At 64.2% G+C, this 18,402-nt stretch carries 11 protein-coding genes; 4 read left to right on the forward strand and 7 right to left on the reverse strand.

Features of this window, described 5'->3' with window-relative positions; all coding sequences use genetic code 11:
• Positions 1 to 29: 29 nt before the first annotated feature.
• From ACFVSJ_RS21850 to ACFVSJ_RS21860, 3 genes are all read left to right on the forward strand, one after another.
• Positions 30 to 3,440, forward strand: a complete 3,411-nt coding sequence (locus tag ACFVSJ_RS21850; RefSeq protein WP_387439201.1) for an SNF2-related protein — start codon at positions 30 to 32, stop codon at positions 3,438 to 3,440.
• Between the two features lie 264 nt (positions 3,441 to 3,704).
• Positions 3,705 to 5,678 carry an FG-GAP-like repeat-containing protein gene (locus ACFVSJ_RS21855; RefSeq protein ID WP_387439272.1) on the forward strand — a complete coding sequence of 658 codons (1,974 nt, stop codon included), beginning with the start codon at positions 3,705 to 3,707 and terminating at the stop codon, positions 5,676 to 5,678.
• Between the two features lie 287 nt (positions 5,679 to 5,965).
• A complete protein-coding gene (locus ACFVSJ_RS21860; RefSeq protein WP_387439202.1) occupies positions 5,966 to 6,421 on the forward strand; it encodes a hypothetical protein in 456 nt (151 codons plus the stop codon).
• A 117-nt stretch (positions 6,422 to 6,538) separates the two neighbouring features.
• Here ACFVSJ_RS21860 and ACFVSJ_RS21865 read toward each other — a convergent pair whose 3' ends face one another.
• From ACFVSJ_RS21865 to ACFVSJ_RS21875, 3 genes are all read right to left on the reverse strand, one after another.
• The gene (locus tag ACFVSJ_RS21865; protein WP_387439203.1) at positions 6,539 to 6,709 is read right to left on the reverse strand and encodes a hypothetical protein; all 171 of its coding nucleotides are present in this window, start codon (positions 6,707 to 6,709) and stop codon (positions 6,539 to 6,541) included.
• Positions 6,710 to 6,802: 93 nt separating this feature from the next.
• Complete coding sequence (locus ACFVSJ_RS21870; protein ID WP_387439204.1) at positions 6,803 to 7,981, reverse strand: MFS transporter; 1,179 nt, start codon at positions 7,979 to 7,981, stop codon at positions 6,803 to 6,805.
• The gene (locus ACFVSJ_RS21875) at positions 7,978 to 8,643 is read right to left on the reverse strand and encodes a GntR family transcriptional regulator (RefSeq protein ID WP_387439205.1); all 666 of its coding nucleotides are present in this window, start codon (positions 8,641 to 8,643) and stop codon (positions 7,978 to 7,980) included. Before ACFVSJ_RS21875 ends, ACFVSJ_RS21870 begins: the two co-directional genes overlap by 4 nt.
• A 209-nt stretch (positions 8,644 to 8,852) precedes the next feature.
• On the opposite strand from ACFVSJ_RS21875, the gene ACFVSJ_RS21880 reads away from it, so the two are divergent.
• The gene (locus ACFVSJ_RS21880; protein WP_387439206.1) at positions 8,853 to 12,347 is read left to right on the forward strand and encodes a discoidin domain-containing protein; all 3,495 of its coding nucleotides are present in this window, start codon (positions 8,853 to 8,855) and stop codon (positions 12,345 to 12,347) included.
• 59 nt (positions 12,348 to 12,406) lie between these two features.
• Here the strand turns inward: ACFVSJ_RS21880 and ACFVSJ_RS21885 are convergent, their stop codons facing one another.
• The 4 genes from ACFVSJ_RS21885 to ACFVSJ_RS21900 all read right to left on the reverse strand — a co-directional run bounded on the left by ACFVSJ_RS21885 (position 12,407) and on the right by ACFVSJ_RS21900 (position 18,328).
• Entirely contained in the window at positions 12,407 to 13,207 is an 801-nt protein-coding gene (locus ACFVSJ_RS21885) for a GNAT family N-acetyltransferase (RefSeq protein WP_387439208.1), read from the reverse strand.
• Positions 13,208 to 13,278: 71 nt separating this feature from the next.
• Positions 13,279 to 15,210 carry a DUF2264 domain-containing protein gene (locus ACFVSJ_RS21890; protein ID WP_387439209.1) on the reverse strand — a complete coding sequence of 644 codons (1,932 nt, stop codon included), beginning with the start codon at positions 15,208 to 15,210 and terminating at the stop codon, positions 13,279 to 13,281.
• Positions 15,210 to 16,346, reverse strand: coding sequence for a LacI family DNA-binding transcriptional regulator (locus ACFVSJ_RS21895; protein WP_387439210.1), 1,137 nt, complete (start codon positions 16,344 to 16,346; stop codon positions 15,210 to 15,212). Before ACFVSJ_RS21895 ends, ACFVSJ_RS21890 begins: the two co-directional genes overlap by 1 nt.
• Positions 16,343 to 18,328 carry a heparinase gene (locus ACFVSJ_RS21900; RefSeq protein WP_387439212.1) on the reverse strand — a complete coding sequence of 662 codons (1,986 nt, stop codon included), beginning with the start codon at positions 18,326 to 18,328 and terminating at the stop codon, positions 16,343 to 16,345. The genes ACFVSJ_RS21895 and ACFVSJ_RS21900 overlap by 4 nt, the downstream gene beginning before the upstream one ends.
• Positions 18,329 to 18,402: the final 74 nt, after the last annotated feature.

Consider the following 18,402-nt stretch of genomic DNA (forward strand, 5'->3'; position numbering starts at 1 on the left):
ATAACCTCCTGCCGAAAGTAGCGCCCTGCATGCCGTCCCACCCCGATGACAATTGGGAACTGGCCATACAAACACCTGCCATTAACGACCGCTCCCTCGCGGCCGGGCTGGCCTATGCCATGGGCAGCCGCGTCACGGGAATTACGTTCGACTCAGCCACCGGGCTCCTGCTGGGCAAGGTCCGGGGGAACGGGCCCCAACCCTATTCAACGTCGGCAAAACTGGTCCGGAAACCCAGCGGCTGGAGCTGCACAGTAGGCATCTGCAGCTGCCCCGTCCGCAAGGATTGCAAGCACGTCGCGGCCCTCCTTTTCACTGCGGAAGACCATCCGAGCATCCGGGCCCAGCTCCTGGCACAGGCACCCGGGATGCAAACTGCCCGTGCGGACCAGGCCGGGTCCCGCCCCGCGTGGGAACTTGCCCTCAACAGGCTGATCGCCAAGCCGGGACCAACGCAAAGCCCAGCAGGAACGCAGCTTGCCCTGCAGTTCGAAGTGGAAGAACCGGCAGCCCACTTCTCCTACACAGGCCGGCGGGATCCCGTGCGCAGTGTCCGGCAGCTCAAGGTTCGTCCCATGATGATGGGCGCCAAGGGCAAGTGGATCCGTGGCGACGTCTCGTGGAACAACCTCAGCTACGTCAGCTTCCGCCGGGAGTTCAACGAGGCGCAGGTGGAGTGGTTGCAGACTTTCCTGGCCGCCCACGGCTCCCCCAACGGCCGCCAGCAACCATCCGGTGCCATGTGGTTGAGCCTGAACGACTTCACCGGCAAGAATCTCTGGACCCTCCTTGATGAGGCCACGAAGGCCGGCATTCCGCTCATTCACGCCGCTGGGAGCGAGCCTGTCCGCGTCGAGTCCCGGCCCGCCGTCGTCGGACTGAGTTTGGCGCGCCAAGACGCGAACGGAACCACGGGCGGAAAGCACGACGGCGGCCTGCAGCTTTCGCCGTCGGTGACCGTGGGTGGGGAGGAGGTTGACGCCGGAACGGTTGGCTTCCTGGGCAAGCCCGCCAACGGGATCTTCTTTACCCAGTCCGGGGCTGAGACGCTGCCAGGGGTGACGCCGCAGAAGAACCTGATCACACTGGCCCCGATCGACGGCGGCATCAGCGATGAGCTGCTCGAGTTCGTGACCGACGGCTCCACGCTGGAGATTCCGGCGGAGGACGAGAGCCGGTTCCTGACGTCGTTCTACCCGAAGCTGCGGCAATCCACGCCCGTCCAGGCTGCCGATGAGTCCGTGGAACTGCCCACGCTGGCGGTGCCCACGCTGTCCCTTCTGGCGAACTACGGTAACGACCACAAGGTCCGGCTCCACTGGGAGTGGCACTACACCTCGGGCACCCTGGTCACGGCGCAGCCGTTGTGGCGGCATCCCGACGACCGCGGCTACCGCGACGATGCTGCCGAGGCACGGATTCTTGAATCGCTCGGGCACCCGTGGGAGATCGTTCCTGCCTTGGCCGAATCCGCCACGGGTGGTTGGGGCGCGCCACGGCTCACGGCAACTGCCGAACTGAGCGGCCTGGACACTCTGGCCTTCACCGAAGAGGTGCTCCCGGCCCTGCGGGAACTGCCCGACGTGGTGGTTGAGACCTCCGGAGACATCGCCGACTACCGCGAGGCGGAAGAAGCTCCGGTGGTGTCCATTTCCACGAAGGAATCGGCGAGTGGCGACTGGTTCGACCTCGGCATCGTCATCACCCTCGAGGGGGAGCCTGTCTCCTTCGCCGCGGTCTTCTCAGCCCTCGCCGCCGGACAGACCCGCATGCTCCTGCCCAGCGGCGCCCACTTCTCCCTGGACCTCCCGGAACTCCACCAACTCCGCGACCTCATCGACGAAGCCCGCTCGCTGCAGGACAACCCGGACAACAAGGACGGCACCCTGCAGATCAGCCGCTTCCAGGTGGGTCTGTGGGACGAATTGGCCCAGCTGGGAATCGTGGATGAACAGGCGGCGGCGTGGCGTGAGTCGGTAGGCGGACTGCTCGACGACGCCGTGACCGGGCTGCCGCTTCCGTCCGGCCTTAACGCTGAGCTGCGTCCGTATCAGCTCGAAGGATTCAACTGGCTCAGCTTCCTGTACAAGCACAGCCTGGGTGGGGTCTTGGCCGACGACATGGGCTTGGGCAAGACCGTGCAGGCCATTGCGTTGATGTGCGCGGCGAAGGAACTGGCTGTTTCCAACGGGAATGACAGGGCTCCGTTCTTGGTGGTCGCACCCACCAGCGTGGTGAGCAACTGGGCCTCGGAAGCGCAGCGCTTTGCCCCGGGCCTTGTGGTTCGAACGGTGTCCGAGACTTTCGCCAAGAGTGGCCTGCTGCCGTCGGAAGCCATGGCGGGGGCCGACGTCGTCATTACCTCCTATGCGTTGTTCCGCATCGACTACGACGCGTACGCCTATTTCCAATGGGCCGGGTTGATGCTCGACGAGGCCCAGTTCGTGAAGAACCACCAGTCCAAGGCGTACCAATGCGCGCGGAAACTGCCGTCCCGGTTCAAGCTGGCCATCACCGGTACTCCGCTGGAGAACAACCTCATGGAGTTCTGGGCGCTCACCTCGATCGTGGCGCCCGGGTTGTTCCCCAGCCCCAAGAGGTTCGCCGAGAACTACCAAAAGCCCGTGGAGAAGAACGGCGACTCGGCGCAACTGGGCAAGCTCCGCCGTCGAGTCCGTCCACTCATGATGCGCCGCACCAAAGAGCAAGTCATCAAGGACCTGCCGCCCAAGCAGGAGCAAGTCCTTGAGGTGGTGCTCAACCCGCGCCACCAGAAGGTCTACCAAACGCACCTGCAGCGTGAACGGCAGAAGATCCTGGGGCTGATCGACGATGTCAACAAGAACCGCTTCACGATCTTCCAGTCGTTGACGCTGCTGCGGCAGCTGAGCCTGGATGCTTCGCTGGTGGATTCGTCGTTGGCCGCGGTGCGCTCGTCCAAGCTGGATGTGCTGTTCGAGCAACTCGAGGACATCATCTCCGAGGGACACCGGACCCTGATCTTCAGCCAGTTCACCGGCTTCCTGGGCAAGGTCCGCGAGCGGATGGATGCCGAGGGAATCGAATACTGCTACCTCGACGGCAGCACGCGCAACCGCGGCGACGTAGTGAGCGAATTCAAGAACGGAACCGCGCCGGTGTTCCTGATCTCGCTCAAGGCCGGTGGTTTTGGGCTCAACCTGACCGAGGCCGATTACGTCTTCCTGCTGGATCCGTGGTGGAACCCCGCTTCCGAGGCGCAGGCCGTGGACCGGACCCACCGCATTGGCCAGGCCCGGAACGTCATGGTTTACCGGCTGGTTGCGAAGGACACCATCGAGGAGAAGGTCATGGCGTTGAAGGCCAAGAAGTCGCAGCTGTTCGCGGATGTGATGGAGGGCGACGCGCTGGCCGGTGGTTCGTTGACGGCGGAGGACCTGGCGGCGCTGTTCGCGGAGTAGGTGCGGCTTTGCGGGCTGTAGAATTTCCTCTGGCCCCGCAAATATGTGGTTGCTGACACATCACCAGGGGGAGCCGCAGTGGCCATTCTGCCGTTTTCGAAGCATGCAACTTCTAGAAATTCGTTACGGGCCCTTTCCGCTGCATTCCTGACTGCTGGCCTAACGGTGGCGGCGCTCGTTGTAGCTGCCGTTCCGGCGCAGGCTGATGTTCGCGTCGCTGACATCGTTACCGGAAGCGGACCGGATAAAACGGTTGTGAACCCGATGACGAACAAGGTCTATGTCGCCCACCTTGGAAGCCACTATGTCTCCGTCATCGACGGTTCCACCAACGTCGCCACGAGCATTCCTCTGGGCGGCGGAACTTGGGCCTTGGCCATAAACACGGTCACGAACAAGATCTACGCATCTGTTGGCGGCAGTAGCGTCGTGATGATCGACGGTGCGACGAATGCAACCTCCGTCGTTGCCACAGGTCAGCAGATAGTCGCTTTGGCGACTAACGAGACCACCAACCAGATCTTCGCCTCGGATCCTGGCGCCGACAACGTGCAGATCATCGACGGGACAACCAAAGCGAAAGCGACGATTCCAGCGGGGACGAACTCGCGTGAACTCGCCGTGAACCCAACCTCAAACAAGGCCTACGTTGTCGATCCAGACGGCAATTCGGTGTACGTCATTGATGGGTCTAGCAAGACGTCAGAGAAGCTCCCGGTTGGTTTGCTCCCCACTCAAGTAGCTGTGAATCCACGCACCAACAAGGTCTACGTCACCACCGAAGGAGAGTCGGGAACCACGGGCCCGGGCCTGACGGTTATCGACGGGGCCACCAACACTACGGTGAACATCGCCCTCCGAAACACCCCGGGCGATGTGGCCATCAACAAGACCACCAACAAGGTCTATGTCTCGACGGGCAGTGAGCTGTCAGTCATCGATGGCTCTACCAACTCACTGTCCCGCATCAGCTTCCCCTTTGATGTCGATCATCTCCTGGGACTGGGCGTCAACGAGACGACAAACAAGGTGTACGCAGCCAATGAATGGCAGGCCAACGCCGTAGTCCTCAACGCCAGCACCGGGGTTTCCGCGGCGATCCCCACCGGTTCGTACCCGCAGATGGTCGCCGTCAACGAAGCCACAGGGTTGGCCTATGTGCCCAACCAGGGCTCGGGCACAGTTTCCGTCATCGACGGCGCAGATGCTCCTCCCACGTTCACTGCAAGCCAGCCCCCTGTAGCCGGGATGGTTGGTTCTGCCTACAGCTACACGTTCCGGGCCAAAGGCTCCCCGGCACCGAAGTTCACTGTTTACGCAGGTTCATTGCCTCCTGGCCTTTCCTTGAACCAGCAGACCGGTGTCCTGTCAGGTATCGCGAGCAAAGCCGGCACCTACAAAATTCAGATTGCCGCCACCAACGGAGTCAGTCCCTCGGCCTTCACCAAGTGGTTTACGATCACCGTGAACCCCGCCAAGAACGATTTCAACTCCGACGGCAAAGCAGACACGCTCGCACGCGACTCAGCCGGGAACCTGTGGCTCTACGCCGGAGACACTGGGGGGCACTTCTTACCCCGGACCCAGGTTGGCTCGGGCTGGAACGCCATGACCTCGCTAGTGGCACCCGGCGATTTGAACGGCGACGGCAAGCCAGACGTAATGGCCCGCGACTCCGCCGGCGTTCTCTGGCTGTATCCCGGCAACGGCTACGGCGAGTGGTACCCACGCATCCAAGTAGGCGCGGGCTGGAACGTCATGACCTCCATCCTCGGACCCGGCGACTTCAACGGCGACGGCAAACACGACATCCTGGCCAGGGACACCTCCGGCGTCTTGTGGCTCTACCCCGGCAACGGCGCCTCCGGTTGGCTCCCCCGTGTCCAAGTCGGCTCCGGCTGGAACGCCATGGACAAGATTGTTGGCCCCGGCGACTTCAATGGCGACGGCACGCACGATGTGATTGCCACAGACACCGCCGGAACGCTGTGGCTCTACCCCGGCAACGGCGCCTCCGGTTGGCTCCCCCGCGTCCAGGTGGGTTCAGGCTGGAACTCCATGACCGCCGTCGTGGGTCCCGGCGACTTCAACAGCAACTTCCCGCCGGATGGGACCGCTGACCTGCTGGCCCGCGATACCGAAGGTGTCCTGTGGCACTACCCCGGCGACGGCAGGGGTGGCTGGATGCCACGCTTCGCTGTGGGTTGGGGCTGGGGCGCCATGACGGCAGTTCTATAAGAGGTTCGACGGCGGTCTCCCGGAGGTGGGAGGCCGCCGTCGCGCTTGCGTCGCGTCCCTGCGTGCTTTACATCCGCGCCTTCAATGCCTGAGCTCACTGCGCAGTAGTAATAGACTGCTCTCATTCCAGGAAATCGAAGCAATGGCCCCAGGTGACAATGAATAGACAGGCAGAGAGTTCATTCGAGCTGCATGCCTGGGTGGACGAAAGCATGCGAACTGTAAGCGTCAAAGAGCCCGTGTACATGCTTGGCGCAGCCGTGGCTGATCCATCCTCTTGTGCTGTCATGCGTGATGACTTGCGCGCCATCCTGACTGGCGGTCCCAAGCTGCATTGGAGAGACATGGACAACCGGACCAAGAAGCTGTCCATCGATCTTTTAGGCAGCTTGGACGCAGCTCACATCGTCGTCGTGGCGGCCCCGCTGGAACCCCGGCGACAGGAGCGGGCAAGAGCAAAGTGCATGGAAAGGCTGTTTTCGGAACTCGGTACCTTGGGCGTTTCGTCGGTGTTCCTTGAGTCCCGCACTCCGTCCCTCAATGCGCGCGATATGCGTCTTGTCGATAAGCTGCGTGGTCGAAGGGTTATGCCTCAAACGCTTCGAGTGGAAATACGACTTCCCTCGGAAGAACCAATGCTCTGGATACCAGACCAAGTTCTTGGCGCCATTGGGGACGCTGAAGCAGGCGAGGCTAAATGGCTCGGAGCGTTCAGGGGCAATATCAGCCAGCACACCATCTGAATCGGGCGCAGAACGCGAAAGCCAGGTCCCGTCAATCGGCGGGGATCCTGGCTTTAACTTCCCAACCCCCCAGCAGGAGGCGGGCTACATCAATCGAACCCTAGCGCGCATGAACTGTCAAGGCGCCGCGTCGCCACAGCTTGACACTTGCTGGCGTCGCTTCAAGTCCGCCAAACCTCCGGCGAACACCGAGACGCCAATCGTCGCACCCACCACGGGGTTGGCAATCATGGCGAACGCCCCACCGATCATCACAGCCACTGCCGCCGCCAACAGTTTGGGTTTCAAAAGAGTCTCCAATCATCCTGTCCCTGTTCAAAGGTGATGTCCCCCTCACATCCGCCTGCTTGGTTGTGACGAACGTGGGGGAAACGTGACGGCTCAGTCGTCCAAACGAACCCCGCGCAGCATCAGCATTGTCCCGCCGACGGCCACTGCGGAAGCCAGGAACACTCCCGCCGCACCAAGCCCCACGGCAACCACGCCGATTGCACTCGGCAGGACCACTTGGCCCACGCGGTTTCCGGCCAGCCGCAGCGCCAGGGCACGCCCCCGCTGACCCGATGGTGCCTGCGCGGAAAGCCAGGACATGGTGAGCGGCTGACCTATGCCGAGTCCCAGCCCGAGGAACGCCATGACGACGAACAGCAGCCATTCAGGCATCGGAATCGCGGCCACAGCCAAGGAAACCGTGGACACGGCGAGGCTCAGCACCAGCAGTTTCAATCTGCCCAAGGTTCGGGAGACCCGCCCTAAACCGAGCCGGGAAACCATGGAGAAGATGGCACGCACTGTCAGCATCAGGCCCACGGTGGCTGCGGAGATGCCGCGTTCGGCCCCGAGAGCCGGCAAGTAAACGACGGTCAGATCCACTACCGCCAACACCGTGGCGCTGGTTGCCAAGGCACGTGCCACGCCGGGCGCCCGCAGCAGTGAAAAGGCGCTGCCCCGCGGCCCTTCCGTACCTCGGGCGGAACGCTTCCCGCCGGCCACTTTCGAAGACACCAGGAACGTCGCACCGAACAGCGCCATCCCCATGGCTACGGCAAGGATGAAGATCGCCTGCGTATCCGGCCGAACAGAGGCGCCGCCAACCAATGAAATAGCCAACGGCCCCAGCGCCTGCCCAAGGGATGCGGCGAACGTCAGATACCCGAATGCCGAGTCGAGACGCGAGGAAACGGCATTGTTCGCCACCACGGCTTGCTGACCCACAACGCAGGCCAACTGGCCGGCGCCCAGCAGCGCAGTGCCGGCGATCAGTGCCGCAACGGATGATCCCCAGAGCAGCAGGAACGTAGAGCATAGAAGCACGACGGCGGACCCCGCCGCCATGAGCCGACGCTCACCGAGGCGGTCCACCAGTCCGCCGATCGGCAGGGCGAGCAGCAACGGAAAAACGGCATAGCTGGCCGCAAGGACACCGAGGGCGAAAGGCGGCACGTCGAGTTCCAACGCACGGTATGTTGCCGCTGGCCGCACAAGGAAGGTTATGGCCTGGATCAACGCCGAGTGGATGAGAAGTGCGGTGGAGGAGCGTCGTCCGAGTTCACCGATCATTCGACGTCAAGACCTTTGTCTGAGATCACGCGCAAGGTTTCGTCCCGTGCGCCTATGACGTGGTCGAACGCAATCTTGGCCGCTTTGTCCGGCTGCCGGGCGGCGATGGCCTCAACCAGCAGACGATGATTGGCCAGGGCTTCGTCGCGACGTTCCGGTGCATTGTTGGTGAAGTACCTGTAGCGCTCCACGTGGCTGGCCACCTGCTCATGCAACCGCTGGGCCCAGGAGTTGCCGGCGATGTCCGCGATGGTGGCGTGCAGGGCAACCCCATACTTCATGGCTTCGTCCGCGAATCCGACCATCGCCGCGTTGCGTTCAAGGATGCCCCGCAGCTTTTCGACGTCGTCATCAGTTGCTCGCGCACACGCTTCCCTGGCCATCAAAGACTCCAGTGCCGCCCGGACGTCGTACAGCTCGGAGATGACGTTCTCGTCCAGCTGCGGCACGAGCACTCCCCCGGTGGGCTGCTGCTCCAGGAGGCTCTCGGAGATGAGCCTGCGAAGGGCTTCGCGGAGGGGTGTCCGGCTGACTTGGAGCGCTGCGGCCATCGCGGGCTCGTAGATCCGAGTCCCGGGCTTGAGTTCAAGGTTCAGGATCTGGCGCTTGAGCTCGCTGTAGACGTGGTTCGCTCCCGTGTTCCGGGCCGGTGATTCTGCCATTGCGCCGCCAAAGAAAGAAGGTGTACTTGTATACATCTATACACGTAGGCCCTCAACCAGTGCAACGAAGGGGATCACTTCGGACCAACCCTGATCGACCCCGTTCGAGTCCCTTGTGACACCCCAAGCTGCCCCATAATCTCGGCTTGCCGGCCTTCCCAAGGATGCCGGGCAGCAATCCACTCAAGCCCCGATGACGAGGTACCCGTATGCCGATTCGACGAATCCGAAGGCCTGTCGCCGCCCTGGCCGCAGCCGTCACAGCAGCCACGAGCCTGGCGCTCCTGCCCGCAGCCCCCACTGCCCAAGCCGCCGACGCAACTCCGGTGACGATCACCCCGAATCCGGCCAGCCGCAGCGAGGCGTTCGAGGGTTGGGGCACCAGCCTGGTCTGGTTCGCGAATGCGACGGCGGGCTACTCCCCTGAGTTGCGGGAGGAGCTGTACCAGAAGGTCTTCGGCGAGGACGGACTCAACCTCAACATCGCCCGTTACAACGTCGGCGGCGGCAACGCATCGGACGTTGCCAATTACCTCAACGACGGCAGTGCTGTGGAGGGATGGTGGAAGCCTGCCGCTGAAGCGCAACCCGGCCAGCCGGCGTCGAACCTTTACAACCCTGACGGCAGCGTTGACAAGACCCAAGCCAACAAGCTCGCGTTCCTGAGCGCGTGGAACCCGGACGACCCCGCCTCCTACAACCCCGACGCAGACCAGAACCAGCGTTGGTGGGTAGAGCGCCTCGCCGCAGACCAGCAGATCACCCACTGGGAAGCCTTCAGCAACTCGCCGCCCTGGTTCATGACCAAGAGCGGATACGTGTCCGGCCAAGTGAACACCAGCAAAGGCGAAAACCTGCTGCCCGAAGCGGAAGGCAAGTTCGCCGCGTACATGAGGCACGCCGTCGAACTTCTGGAAGCTGGCAGCGGCATCAAAGTGGATACCATCGATCCGTTCAACGAGCCGAACTCCGGCTACTGGGGCACGGATATCAACGCAGCCACGGGCAAACCGCCCACCACGTACACGCAGAAGCAGGAGGGCGCCCTGATTTACCCGGCCGCGCAGGACCGCGTCACCAAGCTGCTCGCGGCCGAATTGGAGAACAGCAGCACGGATGCCGTCATCTCCGCAATGGACGAGACCGACCCCACCAAGTTCATGACCAATTGGAACGGTTACAGCCAGGCGGCCAAGGACGCCGTTTCGCAGCTCAACGTCCACACCTATGGCACCAACGACCGCAGGCGGGTCCGCGATCTGGCCAACGCCACGGACAAGCCCCTGTGGATGAGCGAAGTGGGCGGATTCTGGGCCGGGAACCCGGCGCTCGGCGATTCCACCAGTGGTTGGGACCGCTCCAACATCACCAACGGCCTGGGCATCGCGAGCCGCATGGTCAACGATCTCCGCGAACTGGAACCCAACGCCTGGGTGTTCTGGCAGCCTGTGGAAGACACGTACAAGCAGGAGAAGGGTGACAAGGGCTGGGGTTCGATCTACGTCGATTTCGACTGCAACTACGCCGGACGCGAGGGCTACTCCAACCGCCGGCTCAACGACGGCGCCGCCCTGGATGCCGCCAAGTGCAAGGTCCTGACCAACCAGAAGTACAACACCACCCGGAACTTCACGCACTACATCCGCCCCGGCGACTTCCTCATCCAGAACAACGACGCCAAGACCGCCAGCGCCCTCCGCGCGGACGGCACCGGCGCCACGCTGGTCCACTTCAATGACACTCCGACGGCGGAAAAGGTCACCATCGACCTCAGCCGCTTCGGCAGCATAGCGCCCGGCGCAAAAGTCACACCCGTGGTCACCACCAAGTCGCCCTTGGATGACATCGAGAAGAACGCACTTGTTGCCGGCGAGCCGGTCGCTGTCGATGCCGCCGCGAAGTCCGCGACGCTGGAGGTTCCTGCCGCATCAGTGGTGACGTTCGTCGTCGACGGCGTCAGCGGGGTTTCGGACGACGCCGCACCGGTGCAGGACGGCCATAAATACCACCTCATGGGTGAGGCGAGCGGGAAGTACCTGACGGCTGGTTCCGCAGCGGCGTCCATCCAGGACCTTGGTACCGATGCTGCAGGTGTTGCGCCGCAGATCTGGAACTTCAAGGCCGTTCGCTCGGACGACGAATTCGCCAATGACCGCCGCTGGGTGGTCTCTGCTTCGGATGGTCGCATCCTGACGGGCACCGGAGGTGTACTGAATGGGACCCAGACGGGGTCTGCTTCGCTTGCGGCTCTTTCACTCGATCAGGCCAAGGCCACTCCTTCTGCACAGTGGATGGTCACGACGGAAAACGGTAAGCAGTGGACGTTGGTGAACGCCGGTGCCGCGATTGCCCTGCAGGTTTCCGGCAGCCAAGCCGGAGTGGGGTTGGCTTCCTCCACGGGAACCACGGCAACGGCACTGGCCAGTCCGCACCAGGCGTGGGCGTTCACGGACATCGCGGACCTGAAGCTGCTGGGGGTCGCTCCGTTGGAGGCGAGCACACCCGTTGGGACGGCCCCCGCCCTGCCAACCACCGTCACGCCCGTGTACAAAACAGGTCCGGGCAAGCCGCTGCCTGTGACATGGAATTCCGTCGATCCAGCACTGTGGCAAAAGGCCGGGAAAGTCACGTTGTACGGTTCCGGCGTTGATCCATACGGCCAGACCTTTGAGGCAGTACTGACCGTCACAGTTGGCGACTACATCGCGACAGATCCGGCGTCCGTGACGGTTGGCATTGGATCTGCGCTTGCCGCCGTGCAGGCTGCGGCTCCGCCCACCGTTCCCGGCCAAATCGCAGACGGCCCGGCACGCAATGCCCTGGCTGTCGCATGGGATTGGTCTTCGGTGTCCGAGTCCGCCTTGCAGTCCGCTGGCACCTTAACCGTCCCGGGCAAGGCGGGGTCCCTTGATGCCGCCCTGACCGTCATCGTGGTGGACAGAGTCCCCGTAGCCAACATCTGCAAGGACGATGCCGCCACCACCGTCACCGCGAGCTATACAGAAGGCTCGTACATCGCCACGAACACGTGCGACGCCAACAGCTCCACCCGCTGGTCCAACTGGGTCAGCGGTGGCCGGACCGGGGACTCGCTGACCTACGGACTTGCCCGCGACTACACAGTCTCCGCGGTGACCGTCACCTCCGCCGAGAAGGCCGCGCAAAGCCTCAAGGTCCAGTACCAGAACGCTACGGGCGAGTGGAAGGATACCTCGGCAGGAGTCATTACCGGGCTCTCGACCACGCAGCCGGCGATCGTCCGATTCGATCCCGTGACAACGCGGGGCATCCGGGTTTCTTTGGTCACCACCGGTTCGTACACGAAGGTTGCCGAGGTTGCCATCTCCGGTTCACGTTTGGCCGAAGCCGGGCTCGCCGATCTCGGCCGGCTCCTGGTCAACCAGGCATCAGTGGTCGGGTTCGCTCCCGGTACCGCCGCTTACCGGGCGTTGACGACGTCGGCGACTCCCGCCGTCGTTGGCTACCCGCTGGACACCAACGCGAAGGTGACAGTCCAGCAAGCAACAGCGGAAAGCCCGACGGCGGTGGTCACCGTGACGGCGCCCGACGGAACCGTGAAGGAGTACCGCGTGGACGTATCCACGGGCAAGGAAGGGTGCAAGAACGACGGGTGGAAGACCAGCCCTTCGCCTGTCTTCACGAACCAGGGGCAATGCGTGAGCAGCTTCGCGGCGGGTAAGTAGCCCTGGCGTTGTAGCGAGGCCCCCTCGGGACGTGTTCCGTGAGGGCCTCGCTGCCTGCCTCAGTTCCGCACCCAGCGGTACGGCGTCGTCGTCGATACCTTGACCAGGCCCGAGCGTTCGAGGATCGGCCGGGAGAACTCGGTGGAGTCGCTATTGATGAGCGTTTTGCCCTTGGCCAAAGCTGATTGGGCCCGGCGGGCGGTCAGGGCACGGTAGATCCCGCGGCCCCGCCACTCAGAACGTGTGGCACCTCCCCAGATTCCGGCGAAGTCCGTGCCGGGAACGGGTTCCAGACGGCCGGCGCTGATGATGCGGCCCTCCGCTTCTGCGACCCACAATTCAATGCTCTCGTCCTGAGCGAGCCGGCGAAGCAGGGCGTTGGCCATCTGGTCCGAGACCGGCTCGCCGAACACCTCGTCCTGCATGGCACTCATGGCCCGCACGTCAGGTTCGTTCAGTACTTGGCGCAGGGTCACGCCGTCGGGAAGTGGCACGTCCGTGCTTAAAGCGCGAGCCTCGCCGATCATGATCGACTCCGGCGGATCTGCGGTGAAGCCGTTCTCCAGGAGTGCTTCGTGGAGTCCGGGGGCATGATCATGGCCGCGGGACTTCCATTCCACCTTGGTGATTTCCGGATCGCCCTCGAAGTAGGCCACGGCGTCCGAGACGAGCCTGAGGACTCCGCCTGCGTCGGCCCCGCCCAAGTCCCGGTACGTGATGAAACCCCGGCCACCCAGGAACGTCACCAACCGAAGGGGTCCGTGCTCGGTGACCGTGAGGGCACTCGGGGTCTCCGCGTCGGTGCGAAGTTGTTCGTCGTAGGCAGCAAGAAGGCGGGCTGTGAGGTCGGGCTGGGTCATTCCGAGAGCCTACCTGCGCCGAGGCCGAACATTCTGCTGGATCATTCCTGAATCATCAGCCGTCCACCGCGTCAGTTCAAGGTTGGCGCCGGGTGAGGGACGGAATGATCCAGCAGAATGTCGTTGAATCGGTTGAGCAGATCGGCCGGAGCCCGCCTCCCGTCGGGGAACACGAAATCCCCGTCCTCGTACCGAACGCGCGCGTCCCCTGAAGCACCTCCCGCACCGGCAAGAACCACGACGGCGGCATAGTCGCCGTCGTGCGCAGTGCCCGCGGTTCCCACCCATGGAATGGTGAGTTCCGAGCCCATCGGGTGCACGCCGGGGCGGACGAAGGTACCGGAGTCATCAAGGACATTGCCGAATCCGGGCACAGCCTGGACCGAGCTCACCACGGACGATGCCGCATCCACCGGCCATCCACCGATCCGCAGCGAAGCCGGCAGGCCCCCGGGACGCACCCGGACCAGCCGCAACTCAACAGCACCACGAGTCGCGGAGACCACCGTCACGGAAGGCCCGGGAGTTGCCGTGCCAGAAGCGCCGCTGCCGTGGTCCGGGCCGGCGTCGGGATCGGGCTGGATCCAGTTGGCCGTGAAGCGCGAAGCACCTACCAAGATGCCATCCGCGGAGTACGTGCCGAGGTGCTCAAAGCCGGTCCGGTGCGTCAGCGCGCCGCCGGGGCCAACAAACACCACGGCGTTGTCCAAGGACTCCGGCGTCAGGTCCGGGAACGTATGCGTCGAGTAACCCATCCGGGCATACAACGGAGAATCCGCCAAAGCTTTTCCGGGGACAGCGTGGTCCGTCCCGTGGTTCCGGATCCGGACAACCCCGTCCGCCCGGGTGCCGTCAACCTGCCATCCGGGCGCTGCGATGAGCCGCTGGGTATCGGCAACTTCCACCGGCAAAGGGGCTTCCACCGAAGTCCACGCCGGATGGTCTGCAGGCAGGGCGAGGCCAAGCATCCCCTTGGCGGCCCAGTACGGCGAGCCGAAACCGGAGTAAGCCTGCTTCATGCCTGGGAACTCGCCGTGGAAGCCAATGGACAAGAGCCCGTCCGACGTCATGGAACCATTGCTGGCAAAGTAATCCAACATCCCCGAGGACGCCCGGCGCGCCAAGCCGGGAGCCAGGCGTGTGTGCCCGGACATCTCCCCCACCCAGAATGACGCCGCAGCGGCGAACCGGTAGATCAGGCTGCGGCCCTGGATCAGCGGAGCACCGTTCGCCCCTACCAGGAACGAAAAGTCGTCGAGGAAATCAGCCAGCCGGTCGCCGTCGAGCTTTTTGCGGGCTGCGACGCGCGGATCGTCAGGCGCCATCAACGCCCAAAGCTGCGGGTACACCTGGAAGGCCCACCCCACGTAGTGGTCGTATGCCCGCTCCGGGCCATCGGCGAACCAGCCGCCACCGCGGTAGAGGGAATCGTGGATGGCGAGCCCGGCGTCAATGTCCTCGTCGGAGTACCGTCCGCCGACGGACGCCAGGAACGTCTCCACCACAATTTGGAACCATACCCAGTTGATGGGTGGGTATTCCTCGCCGATCACGGTTTCGAACCAGGCGATGAGTTGCTCCTGCACGCGCTGCGACAGCTTGTCCCACAGCACGTCGCGGGTCAGCGCCAGGCCAACGGCCAACGACGCCGCCTCCACCTTCGCCTGCCCCAACTCGCCTGGCGTCGGCCACCGGTGGGGATTCGCGGGGTTGGTCCCTGCATCGAGCCCGGCCGCATACCACTCGGCGATCCAGCCTGTGCCGGAAGGATCTCCGGCAATCCGGAACGAAGCCAGGAGGAACGTCCGGGCGAAGGCTTCGAGAGAGTCACTCCCCCGGCCATACCGGCTGTTCGGCCCGGGCAGGTAGATGTTGGCGTGGTCCTGGGAGCCAAAACGGTGGACAGAGCGGAGCATGTGGTCCGCGTAGGCACACCAATGGTCGCGGGTGAGGCCGGTGTACGGGGAAAGGGAGTGATCCAGGGGAGGCAGGACAAGGGCCATCAGAGTGAACCCTCCAAAACGGCGCGCGGGGCACCCAACGACGAGTCCCGCACAATCAGTTCCGGGTTCAGGTCGATCCGGTGGACGGGCCGCATCCTTCCTTCGGCCAGCCGGGCAGCCATGAGCTGAACCGCTACCTTGCCTACATAGCTCTTGGGCGGCCGCACCGCGGAGATGGCGGGTTCGGCGAGGTAGGCGACCTCGTCGTCATAACCAACGATTGCCATTGAACCCGGCACGTCCACGCCGCGGTCCACGCAGTGCTGCACGAACGGCACGGCCTGCGTATCGGAGTGCACCAACATGGCGGTGGTCCCGGAAGAACTGCACAGCTCGAGGACGCGATCGAAGTGCTTGGCCCGGTCGCCGTTATCCATCTTGGCCGAGTCCTCGTGTATGGACTTGTCCAGGGGGATTTTCAGCGCGGCCATGGCTTGCTTCCAACCACGGACAACGTGCGGGCTGGTGGGGCTGGAGGAATCGGTGAGGCAACCGATCATCCGGTGCCCTTCCTGCCACAGGTGCCGCACAGCCATCCCCGCACCGAACGCGTGGTCCGTCGCGACCCACTCCAGCTTGTGCGCGGGAATCTCCGAAGGCGAGCGCCGTTCCGCCAAGACCACGGGGATAGGCAGGGCGTTGAGCCAGCGCAGCAGTTCTTTTCCGTGCTCTCCGCCCATGTCCGGAGCGACGATGAGCCCGTCAATGTTTTGGGTGTCAAGGAGGGCCTGGACGTGGCGCCGGTTGTCGGCGGCATCGTAGGCGGAGCCGCGGACCAGGATGCGGAGGTTCTGCGCCTCCGCTTCCCCGCGGGCGCCACTGATGACCTGCGGCCAGTAGTAGTCCAAGGACGGAACCACCATGCCGATGGAGTAGCTGTGGGCTGCGGCCCGGCCGGCTGTGGAGCGGTCCAGCGGGCTGGGCAAAGTCGCGCCACCGTGCACGCGGGACACGAGGCCCTCGTCGGCCAGGATGTTCACGTCGCGTCGGATGGTCAACTCGCTGACGCCCAGCTTTGCGGCGATATCGCGGACGGTGATGGCTCCGTGCGCCCGGAGTTCGTCCATCAACCGTTCCCGGCGTTGCAGCGAGAACAGCGACTTCCCGCCGGATTCCTGGCCTGGTTCAGTGCTCATGATGTTGCCTCCACGGTGAGGGTGAATGCGCCGGAAGCGCGGGTTTCGGCGGGCATGCGGAAACGCAGCCGTGTTAGCTTTTCGCCCCAGATATCGCCCAGCAGCGGATCGTCCAGGTGCCATTCGTCCACCAGTACGACGGCGGTTGCGGGCTTCCAGCGCAACTGGACTCCGCGGCCACCCGCCACAGTGGGGATGCCCTCGGGGGTGATGGTCGCCGTCGCGTCCTGGCCCAAGCGGACGGTGCCGGCTACGAGGTAGGTGATGTCGACGTCGTGCGTTCCATCAGGTGGAGGCGACGGCAGGTTCCAGCGGTCATCAATAACCACGGTCCCGGCCTCCCGGTTCAGCAACGACGTGCGGATCCACTGCTCGGCGTGACCCAGTCCGTAGGCAAGGCCGAGCCCGAGGGCCAGCGTGGGCTCCTCGGACGTTGGCTCTTGGAGGATGGTTGCCGCGAACTCCGGGCCGGTCCCTTGCTCAAAACCGAACGGCGCCGGGACGTTGTGCCAACCGCTCTGCATGGCCCTGATGTTGTAGCGGTCCGGCCCGAATGTTTGGGCGGTGTACGTGGGTTGCCCGGCGTCGACCAGAAGGGGCACGCCGTCCATGGCGACCACTACTGAGCCGACGTCGCGGTGGTTGTGATGCTCGCCGTTGTGGCCACCCTTTGCCGCAAGAGTGAGCCCGTCCAGGGAACCAGGGTCCTGGCGCGCAACCATGATCTGGACGGAAGGCAGCCACGTCCCCCAACTGGGTCGCATTTGTGCGCGTTTTGAGCCCTGAAAACGCGCACTATTGCGACCCAGTTGGGTGAGGACGCGGCCAAGTCCGGAAGCTGGGTCGGGTTCGGGGCGGGTGAAGGAAGCGGCGAGTTCGGCGGCCTGCGAATCCCCAAGGCGCCCGGCCCAGCCGTGCAGCATGTCCCACGGGAGCGAAGCGGCGGCCCGGGCGGGTCCGTCGGCGACGTTGAGGAACCACGATCCCCCCAAGTGCATGCTGCTTGGGAACGCTACCAAGGCCCGGACAACCGGCAGGTCCGGGCTCAGCACACCCCCGCTCGCTTCCTCCAACAGGGCAAGGCCTTCCAGTGCCCGGCCGGCCCCGTTCCACCAGTAGGCAAAGCCTTCGTCAATGGCCCCGTCGGCCGGGATGGAGGCGAGGAACCGGTCCAGCCCTTCGATGCAGCGGGCTATGACCTCCGCCTGCAGTTGGGCATCGTCCACCAACAAAAGCGCCGCAGCGATGATGTTCGAATGAATCCAAGGATTCCAGTTGTGCACGTCCCCATGCAGGCCAAGCCAGTGCCAATCCAGGCGGTCCAGGAAGGGCCGGATCACACGCTGGTGGGCTTCCAACCGGATGCGTTTCCTGAGGCCGGGCGCCCGCTCATCCAGCTGAGACCCGAGGACGTGGTCCAACCAGGCGAGCTGAGCCACCACCTCCCCGGCACCGAGATCCAGGTACGGGCGCAAGCGGTCAGGAACCACCTCGCCTGAACGCTCGAACACGTCGTCGTGCGCTGCCCAGCTCCAGGAGCTTTGCTCGCAGAGGAGGAATGCGCCGTCGATCACCTCGTCGAGCCAAGCCTCGCCGGCGTCGGGGCCAGCGCCGGCGTCGGAACCAGCTCCGGCGTCGGGACCAGGCATGGCAGCCATCACGACGGCGCGCGTCAGCCGCTGCTGCCGGGCCACCACGAGTCCCTCGTAGGCCGTGCGGTTTCCGTCGCGGAAGTAACGGGCGTAGTGGGAGACCATCGGCTGGGGCCAGGGGCTGCCCTTCTCCGCTTCAGCCTGGGCGCGCAAGTCCATCAGGGGACGTGCAGCGGAGGGCTGCCATCCGGCGACGGACGCTGGACGGATGGTGAGCCGGGCGCGGCAGCCGCGGAGCGAGGAGAGCAGCGCGGGGACCGACGCTGCAACGCCCCACGCGGCTCGCAAAGGCTGGGCGTCAACGGCGACGCTGCCAACGGGTGTTGCCATGGGATTCTTCTCTCAGATGTTCGAATGTGATCGTTTTAGATCAAGCTCGATTGAGTTGAATGAACTGTCTTGTT

The sequence above is a fragment of the Paenarthrobacter sp. NPDC058040 genome, assembly GCF_042885775.1.
Taxonomy (GTDB): domain Bacteria; phylum Actinomycetota; class Actinomycetes; order Actinomycetales; family Micrococcaceae; genus Arthrobacter.